The 23,888-nt window shown below is 76.0% G+C and carries 11 protein-coding genes; all 11 read left to right on the forward strand.

Features of this window, described 5'->3' with window-relative positions; genetic code table 11:
* The first annotated feature begins 38 nt into the window (after window positions 1–38).
* A complete protein-coding gene (locus tag H9652_RS10845; RefSeq protein ID WP_191796254.1) occupies window positions 39–1,400 on the forward strand; it encodes an isochorismate synthase in 1,362 nt (453 codons plus the stop codon).
* A complete protein-coding gene (locus tag H9652_RS10850; protein ID WP_318244115.1) occupies window positions 1,397–3,121 on the forward strand; it encodes a (2,3-dihydroxybenzoyl)adenylate synthase in 1,725 nt (574 codons plus the stop codon). The genes H9652_RS10845 and H9652_RS10850 overlap by 4 nt, the downstream gene beginning before the upstream one ends.
* Entirely contained in the window at window positions 3,118–4,563 is a 1,446-nt protein-coding gene (locus tag H9652_RS10855) for a lysine N(6)-hydroxylase/L-ornithine N(5)-oxygenase family protein (RefSeq protein WP_191796255.1), read from the forward strand. The genes H9652_RS10850 and H9652_RS10855 overlap by 4 nt, the downstream gene beginning before the upstream one ends.
* Window positions 4,560–5,393 carry an ABC transporter ATP-binding protein gene (locus tag H9652_RS10860; RefSeq protein WP_191796256.1) on the forward strand — a complete coding sequence of 278 codons (834 nt, stop codon included), beginning with the start codon at window positions 4,560–4,562 and terminating at the stop codon, window positions 5,391–5,393. Before H9652_RS10855 ends, H9652_RS10860 begins: the two co-directional genes overlap by 4 nt.
* Window positions 5,390–5,641: a phosphopantetheine-binding protein gene (locus tag H9652_RS10865; RefSeq protein WP_191796257.1), complete on the forward strand. Its 252-nt coding sequence runs from the start codon at window positions 5,390–5,392 to the stop codon at window positions 5,639–5,641. The genes H9652_RS10860 and H9652_RS10865 overlap by 4 nt, the downstream gene beginning before the upstream one ends.
* Window positions 5,642–5,753: 112 nt before the next feature.
* Window positions 5,754–6,782, forward strand: coding sequence for an ABC transporter substrate-binding protein (locus H9652_RS10870; RefSeq protein WP_191796258.1), 1,029 nt, complete (start codon window positions 5,754–5,756; stop codon window positions 6,780–6,782).
* Window positions 6,782–10,279: a non-ribosomal peptide synthetase gene (locus H9652_RS10875; protein ID WP_191796259.1), complete on the forward strand. Its 3,498-nt coding sequence runs from the start codon at window positions 6,782–6,784 to the stop codon at window positions 10,277–10,279. Before H9652_RS10870 ends, H9652_RS10875 begins: the two co-directional genes overlap by 1 nt.
* Window positions 10,276–18,912, forward strand: a complete 8,637-nt coding sequence (locus H9652_RS10880) for a condensation domain-containing protein (protein WP_191796260.1) — start codon at window positions 10,276–10,278, stop codon at window positions 18,910–18,912. Before H9652_RS10875 ends, H9652_RS10880 begins: the two co-directional genes overlap by 4 nt.
* Window positions 18,909–23,141, forward strand: coding sequence for a non-ribosomal peptide synthetase (locus tag H9652_RS10885; RefSeq protein ID WP_191796261.1), 4,233 nt, complete (start codon window positions 18,909–18,911; stop codon window positions 23,139–23,141). Before H9652_RS10880 ends, H9652_RS10885 begins: the two co-directional genes overlap by 4 nt.
* Window positions 23,142–23,144: 3 nt before the next feature.
* Window positions 23,145–23,390 (forward strand): MbtH family protein, encoded by a 246-nt coding sequence (locus H9652_RS10890; protein WP_191796262.1) that lies wholly within the window; start codon window positions 23,145–23,147, stop codon window positions 23,388–23,390.
* Window positions 23,387–23,888, forward strand: a 502-nt coding sequence (locus tag H9652_RS19780) for an MFS transporter (RefSeq protein ID WP_318244116.1), incomplete at its 3' end; no start/stop codon positions are given. The genes H9652_RS10890 and H9652_RS19780, both read left to right, overlap by 4 nt.

The following is a 23,888-nucleotide window of genomic DNA, read 5'->3' on the forward strand; positions in this document are numbered from 1 at the left end:
CGCAGGCTCACGAACCCCATCGACACCGAGGACGCCTCATGACCGGCTTCACCGTGCTCGACGACCCGACAGGTACCGCGGTCGTGCTCGACACGGCGCACGCGCGCCGCCGCTCCCGGGCCACCGGGACCACCGCTCCCGCCGGAGCGCCCGACGACGACGCCCCCCTCGGGCACGCCGAGTTCCGTCTCGCGTCGCCCGACGTGGGCCTCGTGGCACACGGTGTGCGCGAGCGCCTCGACGTGCCGTCGTGGGACGGCCCGACGGTCGCGGCCGCCGCACGCGACCTGCTCGCCCGAGCGGCCTCGGCACGCTGGGCCGGCGAGCCCGCGCCCATCCTCGTGGGCACGATCCCGTTCGACTCCTCGCGTCCCGCGCACCTCGTCGTCCCGGCGCACCAGTCGTGGCGGCCCGTGGGAGCCGGGCACGGCGACCAGAGCGACCGGAGGGACCAGAGCCACCAGGACGATCCCGGACCGTCCAGCACGGTCCCCGCGCCGGCGGCCGACGGCGAGCCTGCAGCGGGACCGGTCCGCTCCGCGCCGACGGACCCCGCCGGGCCCACGGCCCTGCCCGGACGCGACGACGTGGTCTTCCGTGCCGCCGTCGGGCGGGCCGTGTCCCAGCTCGAGGACGGCGTGGCCGAGAAGGTCGTCCTGGCGCGCACCCTCGACGTGTCCGCGCCGGGCCCGCTCGACCGGCGCGCGGTGCGCGCCGCGATGCGACGCGCGAACCCCGACGCGTACGTGTTCGACGTCGAGCTGCCGGGCGACCAGGGGCACCTGGTCGGGGCGAGCCCCGAGCTCCTGGTCTCGGTACGCGACGGCGTGCTGCACAGCCACCCGCTCGCGGGGTCGGCGCCGCGCTCTGCCGACCCCGAGGAGGACCGCGCGACCGCGCAGCGGCTCCTGACGTCCGAGAAGGACCTGCGCGAGCACGCGTTCGTGACCGACGCGATCCGCGAGGTGCTGCGCACGTACGTCGCCCACGAGGACGACCTGGACGTGCCGGCGACCCCGGAGCTCGTCGCGACGTCGCACCTGTGGCACCTGGGCACGCCCATCAGCGCCCGCCTGAAGCCGGGTGTCTCGGTGCTCGACGTCGTCTACGCGCTGCACCCCACGCCGGCGGTCTGCGGGCACCCGCAGGCCGCCGCGCGCGAGCTCATCGGCTCGCTCGAACCGTTCGACCGCGGCTTCTACACGGGCCTCGTCGGCTGGGCGGACCAGGCCGGGAACGGCGAGTGGGCGATCGTGCTGCGCTGCGGCGTGGTGCGCGGCGCGGACGTGCGGCTCTTCGCGGGGGCGGGCGTCGTCGTCGGGTCCACGCCCGAGGGCGAGCACGCCGAGACCGCCGTGAAGTTCTCGACGCTGCTGTCCGCGCTGGGGAGCGTGTCGTGACCGCCGCCCCACGGGTGCGTCCAGCGCCCCACGTGCTCGACGGCGCTGTGCCGGTCCCCGCCGAGGCCGCGGACCGCTACCGCGCGGCCGGGTTCTGGACCGACCAGACGCTCGGCTCGCTCGTGCGCGGTGCCGCGGCCGCACGGCCCGACGCGACCGCGCTCGTCGACGCGGCGCGCAGCCTGACCTACACGGACCTGGACCGCGCGGCCGACGACCTCGCGCACGGCTTCGCGGCGCTCGGGCTGCGCCGGGGCGACCGCGTCGTCGTGCAGCTGCCGAGCGCGAGCGAGCTGGTCGAGGTGCTCGTCGCGCTCGGCCGCTCGGGCATCGTGCCGGTCCTCGCGCTGCCCGCGCACCGGCGGGCCGAGGTCGAGTACTTCGCGGCGCACACGGGCGCCGTCGCGCTCGTGGTCGGCGGCGTCGAGGCGGGCTTCGACCACGCGGCCCTCGCCCGAGAGGTCGCCGCGGCCGTGGCCTCGGTGCGGCACGTCGTCGTGGGCGCGCCCCCTGCGGCGCACGGCGAGCAGCCGGACGCACCCAGCCCGTTCACCGCCCACTCCCTCGACGACCTGCGCCGGGCCGACCTGACCGCGGTCCGCGGCCCCTTCGAGGACGCCGCCCACCCGGCCGACGTCGTGCTCCTGCAGCTCTCGGGCGGGACCACGGGCACACCCAAGCTCATCCCGCGCACGCACGCCGACTACCTGTACTCGGTGCGGGAGAGCGCCCGGATCTGCGGCCTCGGCCCGGGCTCGGTGTACCTCGCGACGCTGCCCGTCGCGCACAACTACGCCCTGACGTCGCCCGGCGTGCTCGGGGTCCTGCACGCGGGCGGGACCGTCGTCCTGTCCCCGCACGGCGCCCCGGACACCGCGTTCGCGCTCGTCGAGCGGCACCGTGTCACGCATGTCGCCCTCGTGCCGCCGCTCGCGCACGTCTGGGCCGCGTCGCCGCTCGTCGCAGCGTACGACCTCTCCTCGCTCGAGGTCCTCCAGGTCGGGGGAGCCAAGCTGGGGACGAGCGCGGCCGAGCGCCTGCTCGACGTCTTCGGGGACACGCTCCAGCAGGTCTTCGGCATGGCCGAGGGGCTCGTCTGCTACACCCGGGCGGGCGACCCGCGCGAGGTCGTCGTCGGGACCCAGGGACGGCCGATCTCTCCCGCCGACGAGGTCCTCGTCGTGGACGACCACGACGAGCCCGTGCCGCCCGGGCACCCCGGGCACCTGCTGACCCGCGGCCCCTACACGATCCGCGGCTACTACCGGGCGCCCGAGCACGACGCCCGCGCGTTCACGGCCGACGGCTTCTACCGCACGGGCGACCTGGTGGTGCGCGACGCCGCGGGGTACCTCACGGTCGTCGGGCGCGCGAAGGAGCAGATCAACCGCGGGGGCGAGAAGATCGCCCCCGCCGAGGTCGAGAACCACCTGCGCGCCCACCCCGACGTGCTCGACGCGAGCGTCGTCGGCGAGCCCGACGAGTACCTGGGCGAGCGCGCGACCGCGCGCGTCGTCGCCCGGCCCGGCACGGCAGCCCCGACCGGCCCGGTGCTGCGCCGGTTCCTGCGCGAGCGCGGCATCGCCGCCTACAAGATCCCCGACCGCTTCGAGACCGTCGAGGCGCTCGCCACCACCGCGGTCGGCAAGGTCGACCGCGCCCACCCGGCCCCCGCTCCCGCGGCCGCCGGCACCGAACCCCAGCCGTGGAGCACGCGATGAGCAACCCGTCCCGCACGCAGGACCCCCGCCGCACGGCGCACGACGTGGACGTCGACGTCCTGGGCCTCGGCTTCGGGCCGTCGAACATGGCGCTCGCGATCGCGGTCGAGGAGCACAACGCGACGTCCGACGAACCGCTGCGCGCGGTCTTCCACGAGCGTCAGGCGACCTCGCGCTGGCACCACGGGATGCTCTTCGAGGACGCGCACATGCAGGTCGCGTTCGCCAAGGACCTCGTGACGCTGCGCAACCCCACGAGCGACTACTCGTTCCTCGCGTTCCTGCACGAGCAGGGCCGCCTGGTCGACTTCCTCAACCGGGGCAGCTTCGCGCCGTTGCGCGTCGAGTTCGCGGCCTACCTGCGCTGGGCCGCGGCCCGCCTCGCGGGGTTCACGCGCTACGGCTCGTCGGTCGAGTCCGTGACGCCCGTGCGCGACGACGGTCGGGTCGTCGCGTTCGACGTCATGGTCGCGGGCGAGCACGGCCCGAGCACGACCAGGGCCCGCGACGTCGTCGTCGCCGCAGGTCTGCAGCCCCGGCTCCCGGCGGGAGTCGTCGAGTCCGGTCGGGTCTGGCACAACCAGCGCTACCTCGACCGCGTCGCGCTGGTCGACCACGACGTGCGCCGCGCCGTGGTCGTGGGCGCGGGGCAGAGCGCGGCCGAGATCATGATCGACCTCTACGACCGGTTCCCCGGGGCAGAGGTCCACTCGGTGTCGCGCCGCTACGGCTTCTCGCCCTCGGACTCGACGCCCTACGCCAACTCGGTGTTCGACCCGGGCGCGGTCGACGTCTTCTACGACGCCCCGCCCGCCGGGCGCAAGCAGCTCATGGCGCACCATCGCAACACCAACTACTCGGTCGTCGCCGAGGACACCATCCGCACCCTGCACGAGCGGGAGTACCGCGACCGGTGGCTCGGTCGCGGACGCCTGCACTGGCACCGCTGCACCGAGGTGCTCGACGTGCGGGACACCTCGGACGGCCCGATGGGCGGCCCGGGGGACGGCCCGGTGGCTCTGACGCTCGCCGAGAACCTCACGGGGACGACAGCCGTCCTCGACGCGGACCTCGTCGTGCTCGCCACGGGCTACCGCCCCCTGGACCCGACGACCCTCCTCGGCGGCACGACCGACCTGCTCGGTCGCGACGCCGACGGGGCCCTGGACCTGCACCGTGACCACCGCGCCCGCCTCACCGAGCCCGCCGACGCCGGGCTCTACCTCGTGGGGCAGTCCGAGCACTCGCACGGTCTCAGCTCGACCCTGCTGTCCACGCTGGGCGTCCGCGCCGGAGAGGTGCTCGCGTCGGTCCTGGCCCGCCGGGCCGCCGGGGCGGCCGGGCTCCCCCCGGGCCAGACGGCCGGTGCGACGCGCGCGACGCCGTCGGGCGGCGTCCTGCCCGGCGGCACGGTCCTGCCCGACCCGCTGGTCGTCCGATGAGCCTCGCGACGACCGACCTGCGCGTCGGCTACGGCAAGCGCGACGTGCTCCAGGGCGTCGACCTCGAGATCCTCCAGGGCGAGCTCACGGTCATCGTCGGGCCCAACGGCTGCGGCAAGTCGACCCTGCTGCTGTCGCTCGCACGCATCCTGCGACCCACCTCGGGGACGGTCGAGCTCGACGGGCAGGTCGTCACGTCGATGCCTCCCCGAGAGGTCGCCAAGCGGCTCGCGTTCCTGCCGCAGGCCCCCGTCGGTCCCGACGGCATCCGGGTGCGCGACCTCGTGGCCCGCGGACGACACCCGCACCAGGGCTTCCTGCGTGCGCTGTCGGCCGAGGACCACCGGGTGGTCGACGAGGTGCTCCTCGCCACGGACACGCTCGACCTGTCGACCCGGCGCGTGAGCGAGCTGTCCGGCGGGCAGCGCCAGCGTGTGTGGATCGCCATGGCGCTCGCGCAGGAGACGTCCCTGCTGCTGCTCGACGAGCCCACGACGTTCCTCGACATCGCGCACCAGATCGACGTCCTCGACACGTGCGCGCGCCTGCACGACGAGGGCCGCACGGTCGTCGCGGTCCTGCACGACCTCAACCTCGCCGTCCGGTACGCGACCCAGCTCGTCCTCATGAAGGACGGAGCGGTCGTGGCCCAGGGGCGCCCCGAGGAGGTCCTGGACGCCGACGTCGTCCGGCGCGTGTTCGGGATCCGCGCCCACGTCGTGACCGACCCCGAGGGCTGGCCGCTCGTGGTCCCCGTCCGCTCCGACGTCCTGGCCAGGCGTTCGCCCGCGCGCACCAGCGCACCGCACCCCGCCGGAGGAACCGCATGACGCACCCGACCTCGACCATCACGCGCGAGCAGGCGCTCGCGGACCTCGCCGACGTCCTCGGCGCGGGCGGCTCGGCCGCGCACGAGATCGGGCTCGACGACGACCTGACCGACCACGGCCTCGACTCGGTGCGGCTCATGGCACTGCTCGAACGCTGGCGCGCCGCGGGCCGGCCGGTCGAGTTCGCCCAGGTCGCGGTCGAGCCCACGCTGCGCGGCTGTCTGCGCGCGCTGGGCGTCTCCGCCTGAGGCGGGCCGCCCGCACCGTCAGCACCGCCCACCCAGCGCCGCCCCGCCGGCCCACGCACCACCTCCGATCCGCCGCACGACCTGGCCAGACCACCTCAAGGAGAACCCCAGCATGTCCAGCACCCGAACCCTCACCACCGCACGTGGTACCCGGACCTCCCGCGCGACCGCCTGGCTGCTCGTCCCGGCCCTCGCCGGGGTCCTTGCCGTGGGCGGGTGCGCGGGCGGCACGTCGGCGGCCGACGAGTCCGCCGGTTCCTCGGCCGAGGCGGGCACCCGCACGGTCGAGACCGCGTTCGGGAAGGTCGACATCCCCGTGGACCCGCAGCGCGTCGTCGCCCTCGAAGGCGGCACGGGGCCGCTCCTCGAGGCGGGCATCGTGCCCGTCGCGACCGCGGACGGCGACTGGGCCGAGTCGTACCTGCCCGAGGAGTTCGAGCAGGTCGCGGACCTGCCGATCGTGATGGGCGCGGACGGGTGGGACTACGAGAAGATCGCGTCGCTGGGGCCCGACCTGATCGTCGGGTTCGTGCGCGGCGGCAAGGAGGAGGAGCTCAGCGCCGAGAAGAAGGCCGACTTCGACAAGCTGTCGCAGATCGCCCCGACCGTGCTCATCCGTGCCACGGGCTCGGCGACGGTCAAGGACGCGTCGGTCGAGATCGCGACGGCGCTCGGAGCGGGCGAGGAGGCCGAGGCGACGAAGGTCGAGTACGAGGCGCGCGTCGCGGAGATCAAGGAGACGTACGGCGACGTCATCGCGGCCAACACGTTCGCGGGGCTCGACTCGTTCGAGGAGATCACGGTCTACTCGCAGATCTCCTGGATCGGCGGCATCCTCACGGACATCGACGCGCCCCTGCCGAAGGTCGTCGCCGAGGAGACGACCGAGAACGGTGCGTTCCTGTCCTACGAGCAGCTCGGCCAGGTCGCGGACGCGACCGTCGTGCTGACCGAGCAGACGGTCGACGGCCGGCCCGGCCCCGGCGCCGAGGAGCTCGAGGCCGCCTCGACCTACCAGTCGCTCCCTGCCGTGACCGCGGGGCACGCGTACGGCATCCGCTACTTCTTCGCGGACCGCTACAGCCTGGCGCTCGACGTCCTCGACCAGCTCGAGGTCGTGCTCGAGGACCTCCAGGGCTGATGACGACGTCCTCCGCCCCCGACCTCCTGCCGTCCGGCGCCGCTCCGACGGGGCAGGCCGCTCCGACGGGGCAGGCCGTGCCGGTCCTCCCGGTCGCGCCGGTCCCAGCCGCGCCGCGCTCCGCGACGGCGACGCCCGCGGCCTTCCCGCTCACGACCGCGCAGCTCGGCGTGATCGGCGCGCAGCTCGTGCGCCCCGACACGTCCGCGTTCGCGGTGGGCGAGGTCGTCGAGATCACGGGCGAGGTCGACATGGGCGTGCTGGCGCTCGCCGTCGAGCTGGTGGTCGGGGAGACGGAGGCGATGCGGACGGCGTTCGTGGTGTCGGACGACGTCGCGCAGGTCGTCCACCCGGCCGGCGGTCCCGCGCTCACGAGGGCGCGCGCGGACGCCGTGACCGGCGGCGTCCGGGTCCTCGACCTGTCGAGGGTGCCCGACGCCCGGGAGCGCGCGGCCGCTCTCGTCGAGGCGGACCGGGCGCTGCCCTTCGCGCTCGACGTCCCGGGCCTGGCCCGCCAGACGATCGTCCGCCTCGACGCCACGACCGTGTGGTGGTCCCTCGTGGTGCACCACGCGATCCTCGACGCGTACGGGATCACGCTCGTCGTGCGCCGCGTCGCCGAGGTCTTCACCGCGCTGACCTCGGGGCGCGACGTGGGCCCGAGCCCGTTCGGGAAGGTCGCGGACGTGGTGGCCGAGGAGACCCGCTACGCGGCGTCCCCCGAGCGGGAGCGGGACAGGGAGCGCTGGGCCTCGCGGGTGGGCGTCCTCGACGGCGGTCCCGGGAGCTTCAGCGAGGGGCCGCTCGCGGAGACCGTCGCCGGTCCGGTGCCGGCCGACGCCGTGGTGCGCGTCGCGCACGACGTGGGCTGCGCCGTCGGGCCGCTCGAGGAGGTCGCCGCGCGGTCCGGGGCCGGCTGGCCCGACGTCGTCGCGGCCACCTTCGCGGTCCACCTCGCCCTCGTCGCGGGGCGTCGCCGCGTGAGCGTCGCGATGCCCGCCATGAACCGCATGGGGTCGGTCGCGGCGGTCGTGCCGACCATGCGGGTCAACGTCCTGCCGGTCGTGGTCGACGTCGCACCCGGGCAGCGCGTCGACGAGCTCGTGACGCAGGTGCGCGAGCGCGTGGGCGAGCTGCGCCGCCACGGGCGCTACCCGGCCGAGCAGATCGTGCGCGACGCAGGCTCGGCCGTGACCGCGGCCGAGCTCAACGTCAAGCTCTTCGACCACGACCTGCGCTTCGGCGCCGCCGTCGGCCGGCTGCGCAACGTGGCCGAGGGACCCGTCGACGACCTCGCCGTCTCGGTCGTGCGCGTCCCCGGGCCGGACGGCGACGAGCTGCGCCTGGCGGCCACCGCGCCCGCACACCTCTTCACCGCGCCCGACGTCGCCGCTCGCCTGCGCGAGCTGGCCCACCTCCTCGAGAGCGTGGGCCGGGCCGCGCCCGACGCGCGGGTCGGGAGCCTCGGCCTCGCGCCCACGGCGACCGAGGTCGCGATCGTGGCCGCCTCGACCGGCCCCGCGCTCCCCGGTGACGCGCTGCCCCGGCTCGCCGGGTCGCTGTTCGACCAGGCCGTGACCCTGCGCGGGGACGCCGTGGCGCTCGTCGCGCGCGAGACCTCGACGTTCCGCGCGCTCGACGAGGCCGTCGCGCACCTCGCCGGACGCCTGGTCGCGGCCGGCGCCCGCTCCGACACGCTCGTCGCGATCGACCTGCCGCGCGGCACCGACTACGTCGTGACCCTGCTCGCGCTGCACCGCTGCGGGGCCGCCGCGCTCCTGCTCGACGACCGGACCCCGCCCGCGCGACGCCTCGCGCTCGTCGACCGGCACGAGGCACGGCTCGTCGTCGCCGACGTCACGGCCGCTGCCGGCCCGTCCCTCCACAGCGGCGACGGCTCCCTGTGGACGGGACGCGTCGTCGTCGGGCCGCGCGGGGACGCCGCCGCCCGGGGCGAGACGCCCCTGTGGCACGCGCTCGACGTGCCCCGCGACGCGCTCGCCTACGTCCTGCACACCTCCGGCTCCACGGGCGAGCCCAAGGCCGTCGGGATCAGCCACGGCGCGCTCGCGCAGTTCCTCGCCTACCACCAGGAGCACGTCGTGCCGCGAGCGGGGCGGTACCCGGCCCCGGCGCAACGCGTCGCGCAGACCATGCCGCTCGTGTTCGACGGCTCGTGGGACACGCTGCTCACCCTGCTGCTGGGGCACGAGCTCCACCTGCTCGACGTCGAGCAGTACCGCGACCCCGGGACCCTCGTGGACCTCGTGGTCGAGCGCGGCATCCACCGCCTCGACCTCACGCCCACCGTCATGTCGGCCGTCGTCGAGGCCGGGCTGTTCGAGCGCGAGCACGTGCTGCGGACCGTGTCCGTGGGCGGCGAGGCCTGCCCGCCCGCGCTGTGGACCACGCTGCGCGCACAGCCGGGCCTCGACGTCCTCAACCTGTACGGGCCCACCGAGTACACGGTCGACGCCGTGGGTGCGACGGGCGACGACGCGGACCGACCCGTGATCGGGCGACCGCTCAGCGCGACCGCTGCTCTGGTGCTCGACCAGCACCTGCGGCCCGTGCCCGACGGTGTGGTCGGTGAGCTCTACCTCGCCGGCCCCCAGCTCGCGCGCGGCTACCTGCGCCGCCCCGACCTCACGGCCGAGCGCTTCGTCGCGAACCCGTTCGGGACGGCGGGGGCGCGCATGTACCGCACGGGCGACCTCGCGCGCCGTGACGCCGACGGACTGCTGCACTACGTCGGTCGGCGCGACCACCAGGTCAAGATCCGCGGGTTCCGCGTCGAGCCCGGCGAGACCGAGGCCGCGCTGCTCGCGCTGCCCGGCGTCGTGCAGGCGACCGTGCAGGCGCGCAGGTCCGCGCTCGGGGCACGTCTCGTCGCGTACGTCGTGGGCCCCGGGCTGGCAGGCGACGCGCTGCGCGCGGCGCTCGCGGACGTGCTGCCCGAGCACCTGGTGCCCTCGGCCGTCGTGGCGCTCGACGCGCTGCCGCTCACGACCAACGGCAAGCTCGACGTCGCGGCGCTCCCCGAGCCCGCGACTCCCTCGCCGAGGGTGACGGACCCCGCCGAGGGTGACGGGAGCGCCCGCCGAGGGCGACCGGAGCTTCCGCCGACGGTGACCGACGTGTCCCTCGCGTTCGCCTCGGCCCTCGACAGCGGCCCCGTCCCGCCCGACGCCGACTTCTTCGCGCTCGGCGGCGACAGCATCCGCGCGATCCACGTCGTGGCACGACTGCGCGAGAAGGGCTGGCGCTCGAGCGTGCAGGACGTGTTCGAGCAACGCACCGTCACGGGGGTCGCGGACAGGCTGCGGCCCCTCGAACCGGTCGCGTCGCCCGCTGCCCCGCCCGCAGCGACGACGCACGCGGCGAGCGCCACCCCCTCGGACGCGGCAACCCCGCTCCTCGACCTCGCGCCCGGCGACCTCGACCGCCTCGGCGCACTCCTCGGCGACCGCCGACGCACACGGAAGGCACGACCATGAGCTCGACCGAGGCCATCGAGGCCGTCTGGCCCCTCACCGCGCTGCAGCGTGCGCTGACCGCGCACGCGGGGCTCACCGACGGCCACGACCCGTACGTGGGGCAGACCCTCGTCGAGCTGCGCGGCCCGCTCGACGGTCCCGCCCTCGAACGCAGCCTCGACGCGCTCCTCGTGGCCCACCCGAACCTGCGTGCAGGGTTCGCGGTCGACGACGACCTGGACCCGGTCCAGTTCGTCCCCATCCAGGCCACGGCCGAGGTCGTCTGGTACGACGCGGACGTCCCGGGCTCCGTGGGTGCGGATACTGGCGGGCGAGGGGGCGCGGGCGGGGCCTCTGGCGCAGGCGAGGTGGGCGCCGACGACGCTCTCGGGGCCGACCGTGCCCTGCGGGACGCTGCCCGTGCCGCGGCCGAGGCCGAGCGGTCGCTCCCGTTCGACCCGGCCGACCCGCCGCTCGTGCGCTTCGGGGTCGTCTCGCTCGGCGCGGAGCACCACGTGCTGGTCGTCACGAGCCACCACCTGGTGCTCGACGGTTGGTCGATGCCGTTGCTCGTGCGCGAGGTCGCGCGGCTCTACGGGGCCGAGCTGTCCGCCGAGGGGGACGAGCCCACCCGCCGAGGGCGACCGGGTCTCGCGCCGACGGTGACCGACCCGTCGCCGACGGTGACCGACTCGCCCGCCGAGGGTGACGCCCTCGCCCCCGCCCGGGGCCGGTTCGTCGACCACCTCGTGTGGCTGGGACGGCAGGACGCCGACGCAGCACGCGCGCACTGGCGAGAGGCCCTCGCCGACGTCGAGCCGTCCCGCTGGCCCGTGGCCGACGCGTGGACGGCGACGGGCGGAACGCCCTCGGACGCGTTCACGACCCACCGGACCCTCGGCACGACCGCCGTCGAGGCGATCCGCAGTGGAGCCCGCGCCCAGGGCGTCACGTCGGCCACGCTCGTACGCGCCGCCTGGGGCCTGACCGTCGCGGCCCACTCAGGCTCGAGCTGCGCGACCTTCGCCGTCCCGGTCGCGCTCCGCAGCCCCGAGGTCGAGCACGCCGACGAGATCGTCGGGATGCTCACCGAGTCGGTCGTGGCCCGCGTCGACGCCGACGCCGCCACGACCCTCGGTGAGGTCGTCGCGGACCACTCCCGCCGGTGGAACGCCTCGTGGGAGCACCAGCACGTCGGGCTGCGTGGCATCCAGGCGGCGACAGGGTCCGAGACGCCCGTCGCGACGACGCTCGTGTCGTTCGAGCAGGCGCCCGGCGCCGGCGTGGTCGCGCCGACGATCGTCGGCCTCGACCCCGTGCGCCTGCGCGTGCTCGCGACCCAGGACGACACGCACTTCCCCCTCGCGCTCGCGGTCGACGCCGGACCCGACACGTGGGACCTCGCCCTCGACGCGCACGCGGCCGCCTTCACGTCGACGGCCGCCGACGCTCTCCTCGCGACGTTCGAGCGGATCCTCCTCGCGAGCGCCACGACCCCGGGCGCGCGGGTCGCGGGCCTCGACCTGGTCCCGCGGCGTCCCGCCGCCCCGACCTCGGGCGGTGCGGCCACCGCGTCCACCCCGGGTGCACCCGCCGCGTCGGCCGCCGCCCCGGCAGCCGGCCTGGCGGCCGACACAGCAGCCGCCCCGGCAGCCGGCCGCGCACCGACGAGCCGCCCGGCCCTCGTGACCGAGGTCCTCGCCGACTCGATCGCGCGCCACCCGCACGCGGGCGCACTCGTCGTGGGGGACCGACGGTGGACGTTCGCCGAGCTCGACCTCGCGGTCACGCGCGCCGAGCGTCGCCTCACGGCGTGCGGGGCCCGGCCGGGCGACGCGCTCGCGATCGACCTGCCGCGCGACGAACGGATCGTGCACGTGATCCTCGCGGCCCTCCGCCGCGGCCTGGCCGTGACGCCCCTGCCGCACGGGGCGCCCGAGCGCCGCGCGCACGTCCTGCGGATCAGCGGTGCGCGGCTCCTGTGGGACGAGGACGGGCCGCGCCCCCTCGACGCCTCGCCCGTGCCCGGCGGCAGAGCGACGGACGCACCCGGGGCGAGCGCCGCCGTCGGGCACGACGACGCGCCTGCGGCGTCCCGGACGCCCGAGCCGAGCACCGCCGTCGGGCACGACCTGCCGCCCGCCCCCGACGCCGCGACCCTGCGCGCGTGCGTCGGCAGCATCATCTTCACGTCCGGATCGACGGGCGAGCCCAAGGGCGTGGCCGTGGGCCAGGACGCGCTCGCGCACCTGCTGGACCGGCATCGCACCGAGCTCTACCCGGCGGGCGAGCGTCTGCGCGTCGCGCACACCGCGGCGTTCTCGTTCGACGCGCACTACGACGCGTTCCTCGCGCTCGCCGCGGGCCACGAGCTGCACGTGCTCGACGAGGACGTGTTCCTCGACCCGGTCGCGCTGCGCGACTACGCGGCCGAGCACGCGATCGACTACCTCGACTTCACGCCGACCGTCTGGGGTGCGTTGCTCGCGGGCGCCGACTGGACGCGTCTGCCGCGGATCTGCGTCGCGGGCGGCGAGGCGTTCGGGCCCGCGCTGTGGACGCGGATGCGTGAGCTCGCGGCGCGCACGGGCGCGCGCGTCGTCAACCTGTACGGGCCGACCGAGGCGACCGTCGACGCCCTCGCGGCCGACGTCGCGGACACGGCCGAGCCCGTCGTCGGGCGACCCGTGGGACGCACGCAGGCCGTGGTGCTCGACGCTGCGCTGCGCGAGGTCCCCGCAGGCACCGTGGGCGAGCTGTACCTCGCGGGACCGCAGCTCGCCGAGGCGTACCTGGGGCGCGCGGGCCTGACCGCGAGCCGCTTCGTCGCCCGGCCCGGCGGGGTCCCGGGGGAGCGCATGTACCGCACGGGCGACCTCGCGCGCCGCGCCGAGGACGGCACCCTGAGCCTGCTGGGGCGCAACGACGACCAGATCTCGCTGCACGGGTTCCGGATCGAGCCGGGCGAGGTCGAGCAGGCGCTCGTCGCGCTCGACGGTGTGGCCGAGGCTGCGGTCGTGCTCGCCGAGCACCCGCGCTGGGGTGCTCGGCTGGTGGCGTACGTGACGGGAGCTGGGCTGGACCCGGACGTTCTGCGTGCCGCGGCGGGCGAGCGTCTCGCGCGGCACCTCGTGCCGACCGCGTTCGTCACCCTCGACGCCCTGCCGCTCACGCGTCACGGCAAGCTCGACCGCCGTGCGCTGCCCGCGCCCGACTGGGACGGGTCGCGGACCTCCGGGGGCGGGGCCGGAGGCGTCGGTACCGCGTCCGTCGGGCGGCCCGCTGCCGAGCCGACGCCCGTCGAGGCGCAGGTCCGCGCGGCCGCCGCGCGCGTCCTGGGCGGGGAGAACGTGGGCCTCGACGAGTCCTTCTTCGCTGCGGGGGGCGACAGCATCGACGCGCTCCAGCTCATCGCCGCGCTGCGCCGCGAGGGGCTCGTCCTCTCGCCCGCGGACCTGTTCGCGGCGCGCACGCCGCGCGAGATGGCGCGGCGCGTCCGGCCCGACGGCGCCGCGTCCGGGTCCGTCACCTCGGGTGCGGGTGCGGGTGGGGCCTCCGAGGTGCTCGTGGCGCTGACCGCCGCGCAGGCTGTCGCCTTCGACGAGCACGTGCGCGCGGTCGTGGCCGGTGCGTCCCGCGTCGTCGACGTGCTGCCCCTGACCCCGACCCAGCTCGGCATGGTCGCCGAGGCCGCGCGTGACGCGGCCGACGCGTACCGCACCACGACCCGGTTCACCGTGACCGGGCTGGGCGACGACGGGACTGCGCGGGTCGTAGGCGCTGTGCAGGCGCTCGTGGGCCGCCACGCGAACCTGCGGGGCGGCGTGCTCCAGCTCGACCTGCCGGCGCCGGTCTTCTTCGTGCCCGATGCTGCCCGGGTTCTCGTCGCCGAGCACGACGGCCGCGGGCTCGACCCGGTGGCGCTGGCCGCCCTGCTCGACGAGGTGGACCTCACCGAGCGTTCGCGGCTGGGCGACCTGTCGCTCGCGCCGCTCGTGTCGGGCGCGGTCGTGCGGACGGGCGAGGACGAGCACGTCCTGGTCCTCGCGATGCACCACCTGCTGACCGACGGATGGTCGGTGCCGCTCCTGGCGCAGGACCTGCGGAGGACCCTCACGTCGGACGCTGGGTGGGGTGCTGGGCCGGGCGGGCCGACCTTTCGTGACTACCTGACGTGGCTGCGCGACGCAGAGTCCACCCGTGCCGAGGTCGAGGCCCTGTGGCGGGCGGAGCTCGCCGGGCTCGAGGAGCCGTCGTTGCTGGGCGTGCACCATGCCGGCGCGCCGACGGTGACCGACTCGCCCGCCGACGGTGACGCTCGTGTCGTCACGACGCTCCCCACGGGAGCGGAAGGACTCCGCGTGGCTGCCCGTCGCGCCGAGGTCACGCCCGCGACCGTCGTCCAGACGGCATGGGGCCTCGTCGTCGCGGCGCTGACCGGGCAGCCCGAGGCCGTCGTGGGCTCGACGGTCGCGGGTCGCCCGACCGACCTCGACGGCGCCGATCGCATCATCGGCATGTTCGTGAGCTCGTCGCCGGTCCGGGTCCCGGCCGGCGCGCACCTCGCTGCCGACGCGCTGCTCCAGGACGTCCAGGCGCGTCAGGCCCGCCTGCTCGACGCTCACCACGTGGGCCTTCCGTCGATCGCACGGATCGCCGGTCACTCGCTGTTCGACACCCTCGTGGTCGTCGAGAGCTATCCGCGCGGGACGGCCGCGGTCGCCGTCGGCGGTGCTGCGGTCACCCTCGACCCGAGTGCCGGTCACCCTCGACAGGCAGGCACGTCACCCTCGGGGGGCCGGCACGTCACCCTCGGCGGGCAAGCACGTCACCCTCGGCCCGTCGACGTCGTTCCCACCGGCGGACACGACGCGACGCACTACCCCGTGACCGTCACGGTCCTGCCCTCCGCGGACGGCGGGCTCACGATCGAGATCGAGGAGCGTCCCGGCACGCTCGACCCCGCGGTCAGCGCCGTCCTCCCGGCCGCGCTCACCGCGGCGGTCGAGCACCTGGCCCGCGGCGGCGCCCTCCCGACGGCGCACGCCCTCGTCGGTGAGGTGCGCGTCCCACGCCCGGCCCCCGCCGAGCCCGCCCCCCGCACGGAGTCCCGGCCCGCACCCCGGGCCGACGCCCAGGGTGACGCGAACGTGCCGACGAGCGGCGCCGTCGGGCCGCACGACCACCACGCGGACGAGCGCACCGAGCATGTCCGTGCCGAGATCGCCCGCGTCCTGGGCGACGACGTCGGCCCGACGACCGACTTCTTCGCCGCGGGCGGCGACAGCATCAGCGCGATGCAGCTCGTCGGCGCGTTGCGCGGACGGGGGCTGTCCGTGACGGTCGGGGCGGTCTTCGCGGGCCGCACGGCCGCGGGCATCGCCCTCGCCGCGACCGAGGTCGCGCCCGCTCCCGCGCGACCGGCCGCCCGCACCGCGGACGTCGCCGAGTCGGGCGACCTGCCGCTCACCCCCGCGCTCGCGTGGCTCCTGGAGACCGGTGGCGACCACCGCGGGTTCGTCCAGGTGCGCGTCCTGCGCACGCCCGCCGGCCTCACCGAGGACTCGCTGCGGGCGGCGCTCGCGGCCCTCGTGGAGGCCCACGGCGCACTGCGTCTCGCGGTGCACGACGGCGCCGCGCGCGTCCTCGACGCGGCCTCACCCGCCGTGGTGGCCGGGTCGGGCGACGTCCTGCACGTCACCGACGGCCCTCTCGCCGAGGCGCTGCGTGGCGCGGCGGCGCAGGTCGACCCGGCGACGGGCCGGGTCCTGCGCGCGGTCTGGGACCGGGGGACGCACGAGCTGGCCCTCGTGGCTCACCACGTCGCGGTCGACGCCGTGTCGTGGCGCATCCTCGTGGACGACCTGCGGACGCTCGTCGCGGGTGGTTCGTTGCCGCCCGCGTCGTCGAGCCTGCGGGCCGCGGCGTCCGCCATGCACGACGAGGCCGCGCACCGGGCGGGCGAGCTGCCCGCGTGGGTCGACGTGCACTCCGGCGAGGCCGTCTCGCTGACGGCTCGACCGCTCGACCCGGCGCTCGACACCGTGTCGAGCGCTCGCGAGGTCGTCGTGCGTCTCGGTGCCGACGACACCCGGCTCCTGCTGGGACTTGCCCCCGAGCACCGCACGGACCACGTGCTGCTCGCGGCGCTGTCGCTGGCCGCGGCGGACGTGGCGGCCGCCGGCGTGGCATCCGACGCGGCATCTGACGTGGCGCCGGGCGCGGCGCGGGCCGGCGCGGACCTCGTGGTCGAGACCGAGGGGCACGGGCGACGTCTCGACGGCGAGGGCCCGGACCTCTCGCGCACGGTCGGCTGGTTCACGACCACCTGGCCGCTGCGCCTCGCTGCCGTGCCCGGAGCCACGCCGACCGCGCACCTGCGAGCCACGTCCCGCCAGGCCGCCGCGGTCCCGGGCGACGGCCGGGCGTACGGCCTGCTGCGCCACCTGGCGCCGGGCGCGTCGGCGGCGTTGCGCGACGCCGCGGCAGCCTGCCCGCCGCAGGTCCTCGTGAACTACCTGGGGCGTGAGACGGAGAGCGGCGACGACTGGGGGAGCGTGGCCGACGCCGCGCACGTCGAGTCCGCGCTCGGCCTGCACGCCGACCTGCCTCTGTCGCACCCGGTCGAGCTCAACGCGTACGTGGCCGACGGCCCGGTGCCCGAGCTCGTGGCGCGCTGGATCCTGGCCCCCGCGGTGACCGGGAACGGTGAGGCGTCACCCTCGCGGGGCGAGCCGGTCACCCTCGGCGAGGGCGTCGGCTCGTTCGGCGAGACGCTGGTCGAGGCGTGGGTCCAGCACCTGCGCGCGCTCGTCCGCGGGGCCGTCGCCGAGGCGGGCGATCCCACCGTCGGCCCGGCGACGACGATCCCCGCGGGCGCTCCGTGGCCGCTCACCCCCGTCCAGCGCGGCATGGTCCTGCACGCCCTGGAAGCACCGGTCGACCGGTACACGAGCGCGATCGACGTGGGGCTCGACGGCCCGCTCGACGTCGCCGCGCTGCGTGCCGCCGCGGCCGACGTCCTCGCGGCCCACCCGCAGCTCCGCCTCGCGGTCGCAGCACGCGGCCCGCAGGACGTCGGGCTCGTCGTCACGGACGTCACCGAGGTCCCGCTGCACGAGGTCACGCTGCCCGACGACGTCGCTCACCCGGACGCCGTGCGCCGAGCCCTGGGCGAGATCATGGCCGACGAGCTCGACCGTCCGTTCGACCTGGCGCGCCCGCCGCTGCTGCGGCTCGTCGTCGTCCGGGTCGGCTCCCACGAGGGCGCCCGGCACCGGCTGGTCGTGACCAACCACCACGTGCTGCTCGACGGCTGGTCGGTGCCGTTCCTCGTCGACCTCCTGCTGGGGGCGTACGTGCGCCGCGTCGGTGCACCTGCGGGAGCGACGCCGTCCGGCTCGCCGACGGGGCTGGTCCTGCCCACGCCGAGCACGGCCTGGCAGCTCTCCCGGCGCCTCGCACGGCGCGACACCGGCGCGGTGGACGTGTGGCGAGACGCCCTCGCCGGGGCGCGGCCCGTGCGCGTGGCCGAGCCCGAGGACACGGGTGAGCGCCCGGCCGTCCTGCACGCGACGCCCGAGGGCCTGGGCACCCGGCTCGTCGCGGCCGCACGGGCCGCGCAGGTCACGACCGCCGACGTCGTGACCTCGGCCTGGGGGCTCGTGCTCGCCGCCCTCACGGGGGAGAGCGACGTCCTCACGGGCACGACCGTCGCCGGGCGGCCCGCGGAGATCGAGGGTGCACACGACGTGCTCGGGATGTTCGTCAACACGGTGCCCGTGCGGATCGCGGTCCGGGGGCCGGGGGACAGCACGGCCTGGACCCTCGCGGACCTGGTCCGCTCGGTCCACGAGCGGCAGGCGGGCCTGCGGGACGTCGACCACGTCGGGCTCGCGGACGTGCAGCGCGCGCTCGGGGTCGGCGAGCTGTTCGACACGCTGCTCGTGGTCGAGAACTACCCGCGCGACGCCGACGCCCAGCCCGGCGCCGGGGCCGGGCTGCGGATCACGGACGTCCAGGGCGACGACCGCACGCAGTACCCGCTCGCGCTGACCGTCGACGCGTCCGAGGGGCTGAGCGTGCAGCTCGACCACCTGGCGTCGGTGCCCGCCGACCGGGCCGGGGCGGCGCTCGCGGCCGTCGTCGACGTGCTCGGGCTGCTGGCCGACGCCCCCTCGACGCCCGTCGAGGACGTGCTGGCCGGGCTCGCGGAGCGACACCCGGCGTTGTGCGAGCGCGCATCGGCAGGGCAGCGCGGGGGCGTGGCCTCCACGGCGGACGCGCCGGAGGGCGCGCCCGTCGGCGTCGTCCGTGAGGTCTTCGCCGAGGCGCTGGGCGTGCAGCGCGTGGCCGACGACGACAACTTCTTCGCCCTGGGCGGCGACTCGATCGTCGCGATGAAGGTCACGACGACGCTCCGCGCGCGGGGCTGGACGGTCGACCCGCGCTTGGTCTTCGCGGCGCCGACCCCGGCCACGCTCGCCGTGCGGGCCCGCCTCACCGCCGTCCCTGCCACGACCGCCGCCGTGTCAGGACCAGCGGCCCCTCGCGACCCCGCTGGTCCTGACAGCCCCCCGCTCGTCTCCCCGCTCCTCGCGATGTCCGCGAGCGAGCTCGGCGACCTCGACGACCTGATGAGGAACCTGACATGACCACGACCGACGAGCGCACCACCCCCGCTCCCACGATCGCCGAGGTCCTGCCCCTCGCCCCGCTCCAGGAGGGTCTGCTCTTCCACGCCGTCTCGGAGGACACAGGCCTCGACGTCTACACGATGCAGTCGACGTACCGGTTCCCGGGCGGCGTCGACGAGCCCGCGATGCAGCGCGCGTGCGAGTCGCTGCTGCGGCGGCACGCGGTCCTGCGCGCGGGCTTCGCGCACGAGCGCTTCGCGCGCCCGGTGCAGTTCGTGCCCACGGCGGTCACGGTCCCGTGGCGGGTCCAGGATCTCTCCGACCTCGTCCTCGCGCGGCCCGACGACTACACCTCCGCCCTCGACCGGCTCCAGTACGACGAGCGCCAGCGCCGCTTCACCATGGACCGCCCGCCGCTCATCCGCTTCGTGCTCGTGCGGCTCGGCGAGCAGGGGGCCGCGCTCGTCGTCACGAACCACCACATCCTGCTCGACGGCTGGTCCGACGCGCTGCTCGTGACCGAGCTCCTGCGGCACTACGCCGCGGGCGGCGAGGACGCGAGCCTGCCGCCCGCCCCGCAGTTCCGCGACTACCTGGCGTGGGTCGCGGCGCAGGACGACGACGCCGCGGCGACCGCGTGGGACGTCTCGCTGGCGGGCCTCGCGGAGGGGACGCTCGTCGCCCCGCCGGACCCGCGCCGTCGGGCCTCGATGCCCGAGGTCGTCGAGCGGGACCTCGACCCGACCCTCTCGCTCGCGGTCCTGGCCCTGGCGCGCACGTGCGCGGTCTCGGTCAGCACGGTCTACTCGGCCGCGTGGGCGCTCGCGCTGCGCTCGGTCACGGGGAGCGACGACATCGTGTTCGGCAGCACGGTCTCGGGTCGCCCGCCGGCGCTCGCGGGCGTCGAGGAGATGGTCGGGCTGTTCCTCAACACCGTGCCCGTGCGGCTCGCGACGCGGCCTGGGGAGCCGTTCCGCGACCTGGTGCGCCGCTTCCAGTCGGAGCAGGCCGAGCTCATGGACCACCACCACGTGAGCCTGGGCGAGCTGCAGCGCCGGGCGGGCGTCGGGACGCTGTTCGACACGCTCTACGTCATGCGCAACACGCCCGAGGACGACGCCGAGCTCGACCGCCTCAGCGCGGCCGTGGGCCTCGAGGACGTCGAGGGCGGCGACGCCACGCACTACCCGCTGACGTTCGTGGTCCACCCCGGGCAGCCGTACCGGCTGATCCTGTCGCACCGCACCGACGTCGTGGACGCCGCCCGGGCGCATGCCCTGCTCGACCAGGTCGAGGCCGTCCTGCGCCGCGCGGTGGGCGAGCCGGGTGCTCCGGTCGCCCGGGTCGCAGCGGTGACCGACGACGTCGCGCCCCTCCTCCTGTCACGTGGCGTCCGCTCGGCGCAGGACGTCGGCGACGACTCGTTGCTCGACCTGCTGGACCGGGCCGTCGCGGCCCACCCGCAGCGCACGGCGCTGGTCCACGGCACCGACTCGGTGACGTTCGCCCGGCTCGGCGAGCGCGTCGACCTGCTCGCGCGCGCACTGGTCGCGGCCGGTGCCGGGCCCGAGGACGTCGTGGCGCTCGCGGTGCCGCGCGGGATCGACTTCGTCGTCGCGCTGTTCGCGACCCTGCGGGCCGGGGCGGCGTACGTGCCGCTCGACGCCGCGCACCCGGCCGAACGGCTGTGCGCGATCGTCGAGGCGGCAGGTGCGCGCGCCGTGGTGCTGGACGAGTCGTTCCGGGGTCTCGTGGGGCCGGCACTGGCGGGCCGCGCGGTGGTGCCGGCGCCCCAGGTCCCCCAGGACCTCCAGGTCCCCCCGACGGCGACGCACCGGCTCGCCGAGGGTGACGGACCCGCCCGCCGAGGGCGACCGGACCTGCCGCCGACGGTGACGGACGCGCCCGCCGAGGGTGACGCGAACCCGGCCCGGGGCGACGACCCGTGGCCCGCCTACCGCCACGACCGGCTCGCGTACGTCATGTACACGTCGGGCTCGACGGGTGCGCCCAAGGGCGTGGCGATCGAGCACGGGGGGCTGGTCAACATGCTGCGCAACCACCGGGCGGAGATCTTCGAGCCGCTCGTGGCCTCCCGCCCGGCCGGGCTCCGGGAGGAGCCGGTCCGGGTCGCGCACACGGTCTCGTTCGCGTTCGACATGTCGTGGGAAGAGCTGCTGTGGCTCGTCGACGGCCACGAGGTGCACCTGCTCGACGAGGCCGTTCGACGCGACCCGCACGCGATGGCGACGTACTGCGCGGCGGAGCGGATCGACGTCGTCAACGTGACGCCCTCGGTGTGCTCGGCGCTCCTCGCGGAGGGCCTGCTCGACGAGGGCCGGTACCGCCCGGGCCTCGTGCTGCTGGGCGGCGAGGCCGTAGGTGCGGAGGTGTGGGACGCGATCGTCGCCACCCCGGGGACGCGCGGCTACAACCTGTACGGCCCGACCGAGTACACGATCAACACGCTCGGCGGCGGCACGGACGAGAGCCGGCGCCCGACCGTCGGGCGTCCCATCGCCAACACGTCGGTGTACGTCCTGGACTCCGGGCTCGCGCCCGTGCCCGACGGCACGCCGGGCGAGCTGTACGTGAGCGGGATCGGGCTCGCACGCGGGTACCACGGGGCGCCCGGGCTGAGCGCCGAGCGGTTCGTCGCCGACCCGTTCGGGGTGCCGGGTGCGCGGATGTACCGCACGGGTGACGTCGTGCGCCGCAGGCCCGACGGGCAGCTCGACTTCCTGGGGCGCAGCGACGGTCAGGTCAAGATCCGGGGCTACCGGGTCGAGCCGGGGGAGTCGCAGGCGGTGCTGGCGCGCGACCCGCGGGGCGCGCAGTGCGCCGTGGTCGCGCGCCGGGGCGCCGGGGGCGGTCACGTCCTCGTGGGCTACGTGGTGCTCGCCGAGGGCGCCGAGACCTCCGACGGCGACCCGGCCCTGCTGGCCGACGTCCTGCGGACCATGCGCCGAACGGTTCCCGACCACCTGGTCCCGTCGGCCCTCGTCCCGCTCGACGAGCTACCGCTGACGCCGCACGCCAAGCTCGACGTCCGGCGCCTGCCCGCTCCCGACCTCACGCGCGAGGGCGGGCGCGAGCCCCGGACCGACCTCGAGCGCGAGCTCTGTGCGATCTTCGCCGAGGTCCTGGGCGTGACGACCTTCGGCGCCGACGACGACTTCTACGCCGCGGGGGGCCACTCGCTCCTGGCGATGCGTGCGGTCTCGATGGTCCGCACGCGGCTGGGGCGCCCGCTCAGCGTCGGCGTCCTCGTGACCGCTCCGACGGTCGAGGCGATCGTCGCGCACTGGGACGCCCCGGAGACCGACCCGTTCGCGGGCACGCTCACTCTGCGCGCTCCGGCGCCCGGGACCGTAGCAGGGACCGGGACCGCGCCGCTCTTCTGCTTCGCCCCGGCGGGCGGCCTCGGGTGGTCCTTCGCGTCACTCGTCCCGCACGTCCCGGCCGGGACGGCGGTGCACGCGCTCCAGTCGCCGCGTCTCGCGGGGCCCGACGGCGCCCCCTCCTCGCTCGTCGACCTCGCCGAGCAGTCGGTCCGGGCGGTGCGCGAGGTGCAGCCGCGGGGGCCGTACCACCTGCTCGGCTACTCGTTCGGGGCCCACCTGGCCCACCTGGTGGCGACCCGCCTGCAGGAGGCGGGGGACGTCGTCGCGAGCCTGACGATGCTCGACGCCGAGGCCGTCGTGCCCGGGGTGGGCGGCGCCGTCGGGCAGGACGGTCACCCTCGGCAGGGGAACGCGTCACCGTCGGCGGGGGGCGGCGAGGTCGACGCCGACGATCTCGCCAGCGTCGAGGTCGACGCCCTGCGGTCGCTGCTCGCCGCCGGCGGCGCCGACCCCGACGTGGTCGCCGCGCCCACGCGCGACGACGTCCTCGACGTCCTGGCCGACGCGCCCGGTGCCTGGGGCGACCTCGACGAGGACGGGCTCGCCGCGGTCGTCGACACCTACCTGTACTCGTGCGACCTCATGGGACAGGCCCGCTACACCCCGTTCCGGGGCGACCTGCTGCTGTTCACGGCGAACGAGGGCGCCGACCGCCCTGACCTCACGGCCCAGCGCGACGCCTGGGCCCCGCACGTGACCGGGACCGTGACCCAGCACACGGTCCTCGCAGGCCACCACGACATGGTGTCGCCCGCGGCGGTCGGCCAGCTCGGCCCGGTCCTCGCGCGACACCTGTCCCAGGCTCCTGCGGCCACCCGACCCAGCACCGACGAGAGGCACTGACCCATGAACCCCTTCGACGACTCCGAGGGCACCTTCCTGGTGCTCGTCAACGACGAGCAGCAGCACTCCCTGTGGCCCGAGTTCGCGGCAGTCCCGCCCGGGTGGGACGTCGTGCTGGGCGCCTCGACGCGCGCGGTCGCGCTCGCGTACGTCGACGCGCACTGGACCGACCTGCGCCCCGCGAGCCTGCGCCGCGAGCTCGACGGCGCCGCTCCCTCGGGGCCCCGGACCACGACGACGGCGACGTGAGCGCCTCGGGCATCTTCTCCGCGCTCGCCCTGGACCTGTCGCCGCTGCGCGCGAGCCGAAGCTTCCGCCTGCTGTTCGCCGGGCGCGTCGTGTCCCTGCTGGGGCTCGGCATGCTGGTGGTGGCGCTGCCCGTGCAGGTCTACGCGCTGACGGGCACGTCGCTGCACGTCGCGGGCGTCAACACGACCCTGGGGGTCGCGGCGTTCGCGGGGACGCTCGTCGCGGGCGTCGTCGCCGACCGGACGGACCGGCGCCGCGTCATCCTGTGGTCGCGCTCGGCCGCGATCATGGGCTTCGCCGCGCTGCTCGTGAACTCGCTCGCCGAGTCGCCCTCGGTCGCCGCGATCTACGCCGTCGCGGCGTGGGACGGACTGGCGGGCGGGTTCAGCGTGGTCGCGCTCGCGGCCGCGGTGCCGTCGCTCGTACCGCGCGGCCAGCTTCCTGCGGTCGCGGCGCTCCAGGCGATCTCGCTCGACCTGGGCGCGGTCGTGTCCCCCC

The organism is Oerskovia rustica (genome assembly GCF_014836555.1).
Taxonomy (GTDB): domain Bacteria; phylum Actinomycetota; class Actinomycetes; order Actinomycetales; family Cellulomonadaceae; genus Oerskovia; species Oerskovia rustica.

Excerpts from the sequence above, each read along its gene's own strand:
- H9652_RS10845 (WP_191796254.1), top strand. The coding sequence starts at position 39 with ATGACCGGCTTCACCGTGCTCGACGACCCGACAGGTACCGCGGTCGTG.
- H9652_RS10855 (WP_191796255.1), top strand. The coding sequence starts at position 3,118 with ATGAGCAACCCGTCCCGCACGCAGGACCCCCGCCGCACGGCGCACGAC.
- H9652_RS10860 (WP_191796256.1), top strand. The coding sequence starts at position 4,560 with ATGAGCCTCGCGACGACCGACCTGCGCGTCGGCTACGGCAAGCGCGAC.
- H9652_RS10865 (WP_191796257.1), top strand. The coding sequence starts at position 5,390 with ATGACGCACCCGACCTCGACCATCACGCGCGAGCAGGCGCTCGCGGAC.
- H9652_RS10870 (WP_191796258.1), top strand. The coding sequence starts at position 5,754 with ATGTCCAGCACCCGAACCCTCACCACCGCACGTGGTACCCGGACCTCC.
- H9652_RS10875 (WP_191796259.1), top strand. The coding sequence starts at position 6,782 with ATGACGACGTCCTCCGCCCCCGACCTCCTGCCGTCCGGCGCCGCTCCG.
- H9652_RS10880 (WP_191796260.1), top strand. The coding sequence starts at position 10,276 with ATGAGCTCGACCGAGGCCATCGAGGCCGTCTGGCCCCTCACCGCGCTG.
- H9652_RS10885 (WP_191796261.1), top strand. The coding sequence starts at position 18,909 with ATGACCACGACCGACGAGCGCACCACCCCCGCTCCCACGATCGCCGAG.
- H9652_RS10890 (WP_191796262.1), top strand. The coding sequence starts at position 23,145 with ATGAACCCCTTCGACGACTCCGAGGGCACCTTCCTGGTGCTCGTCAAC.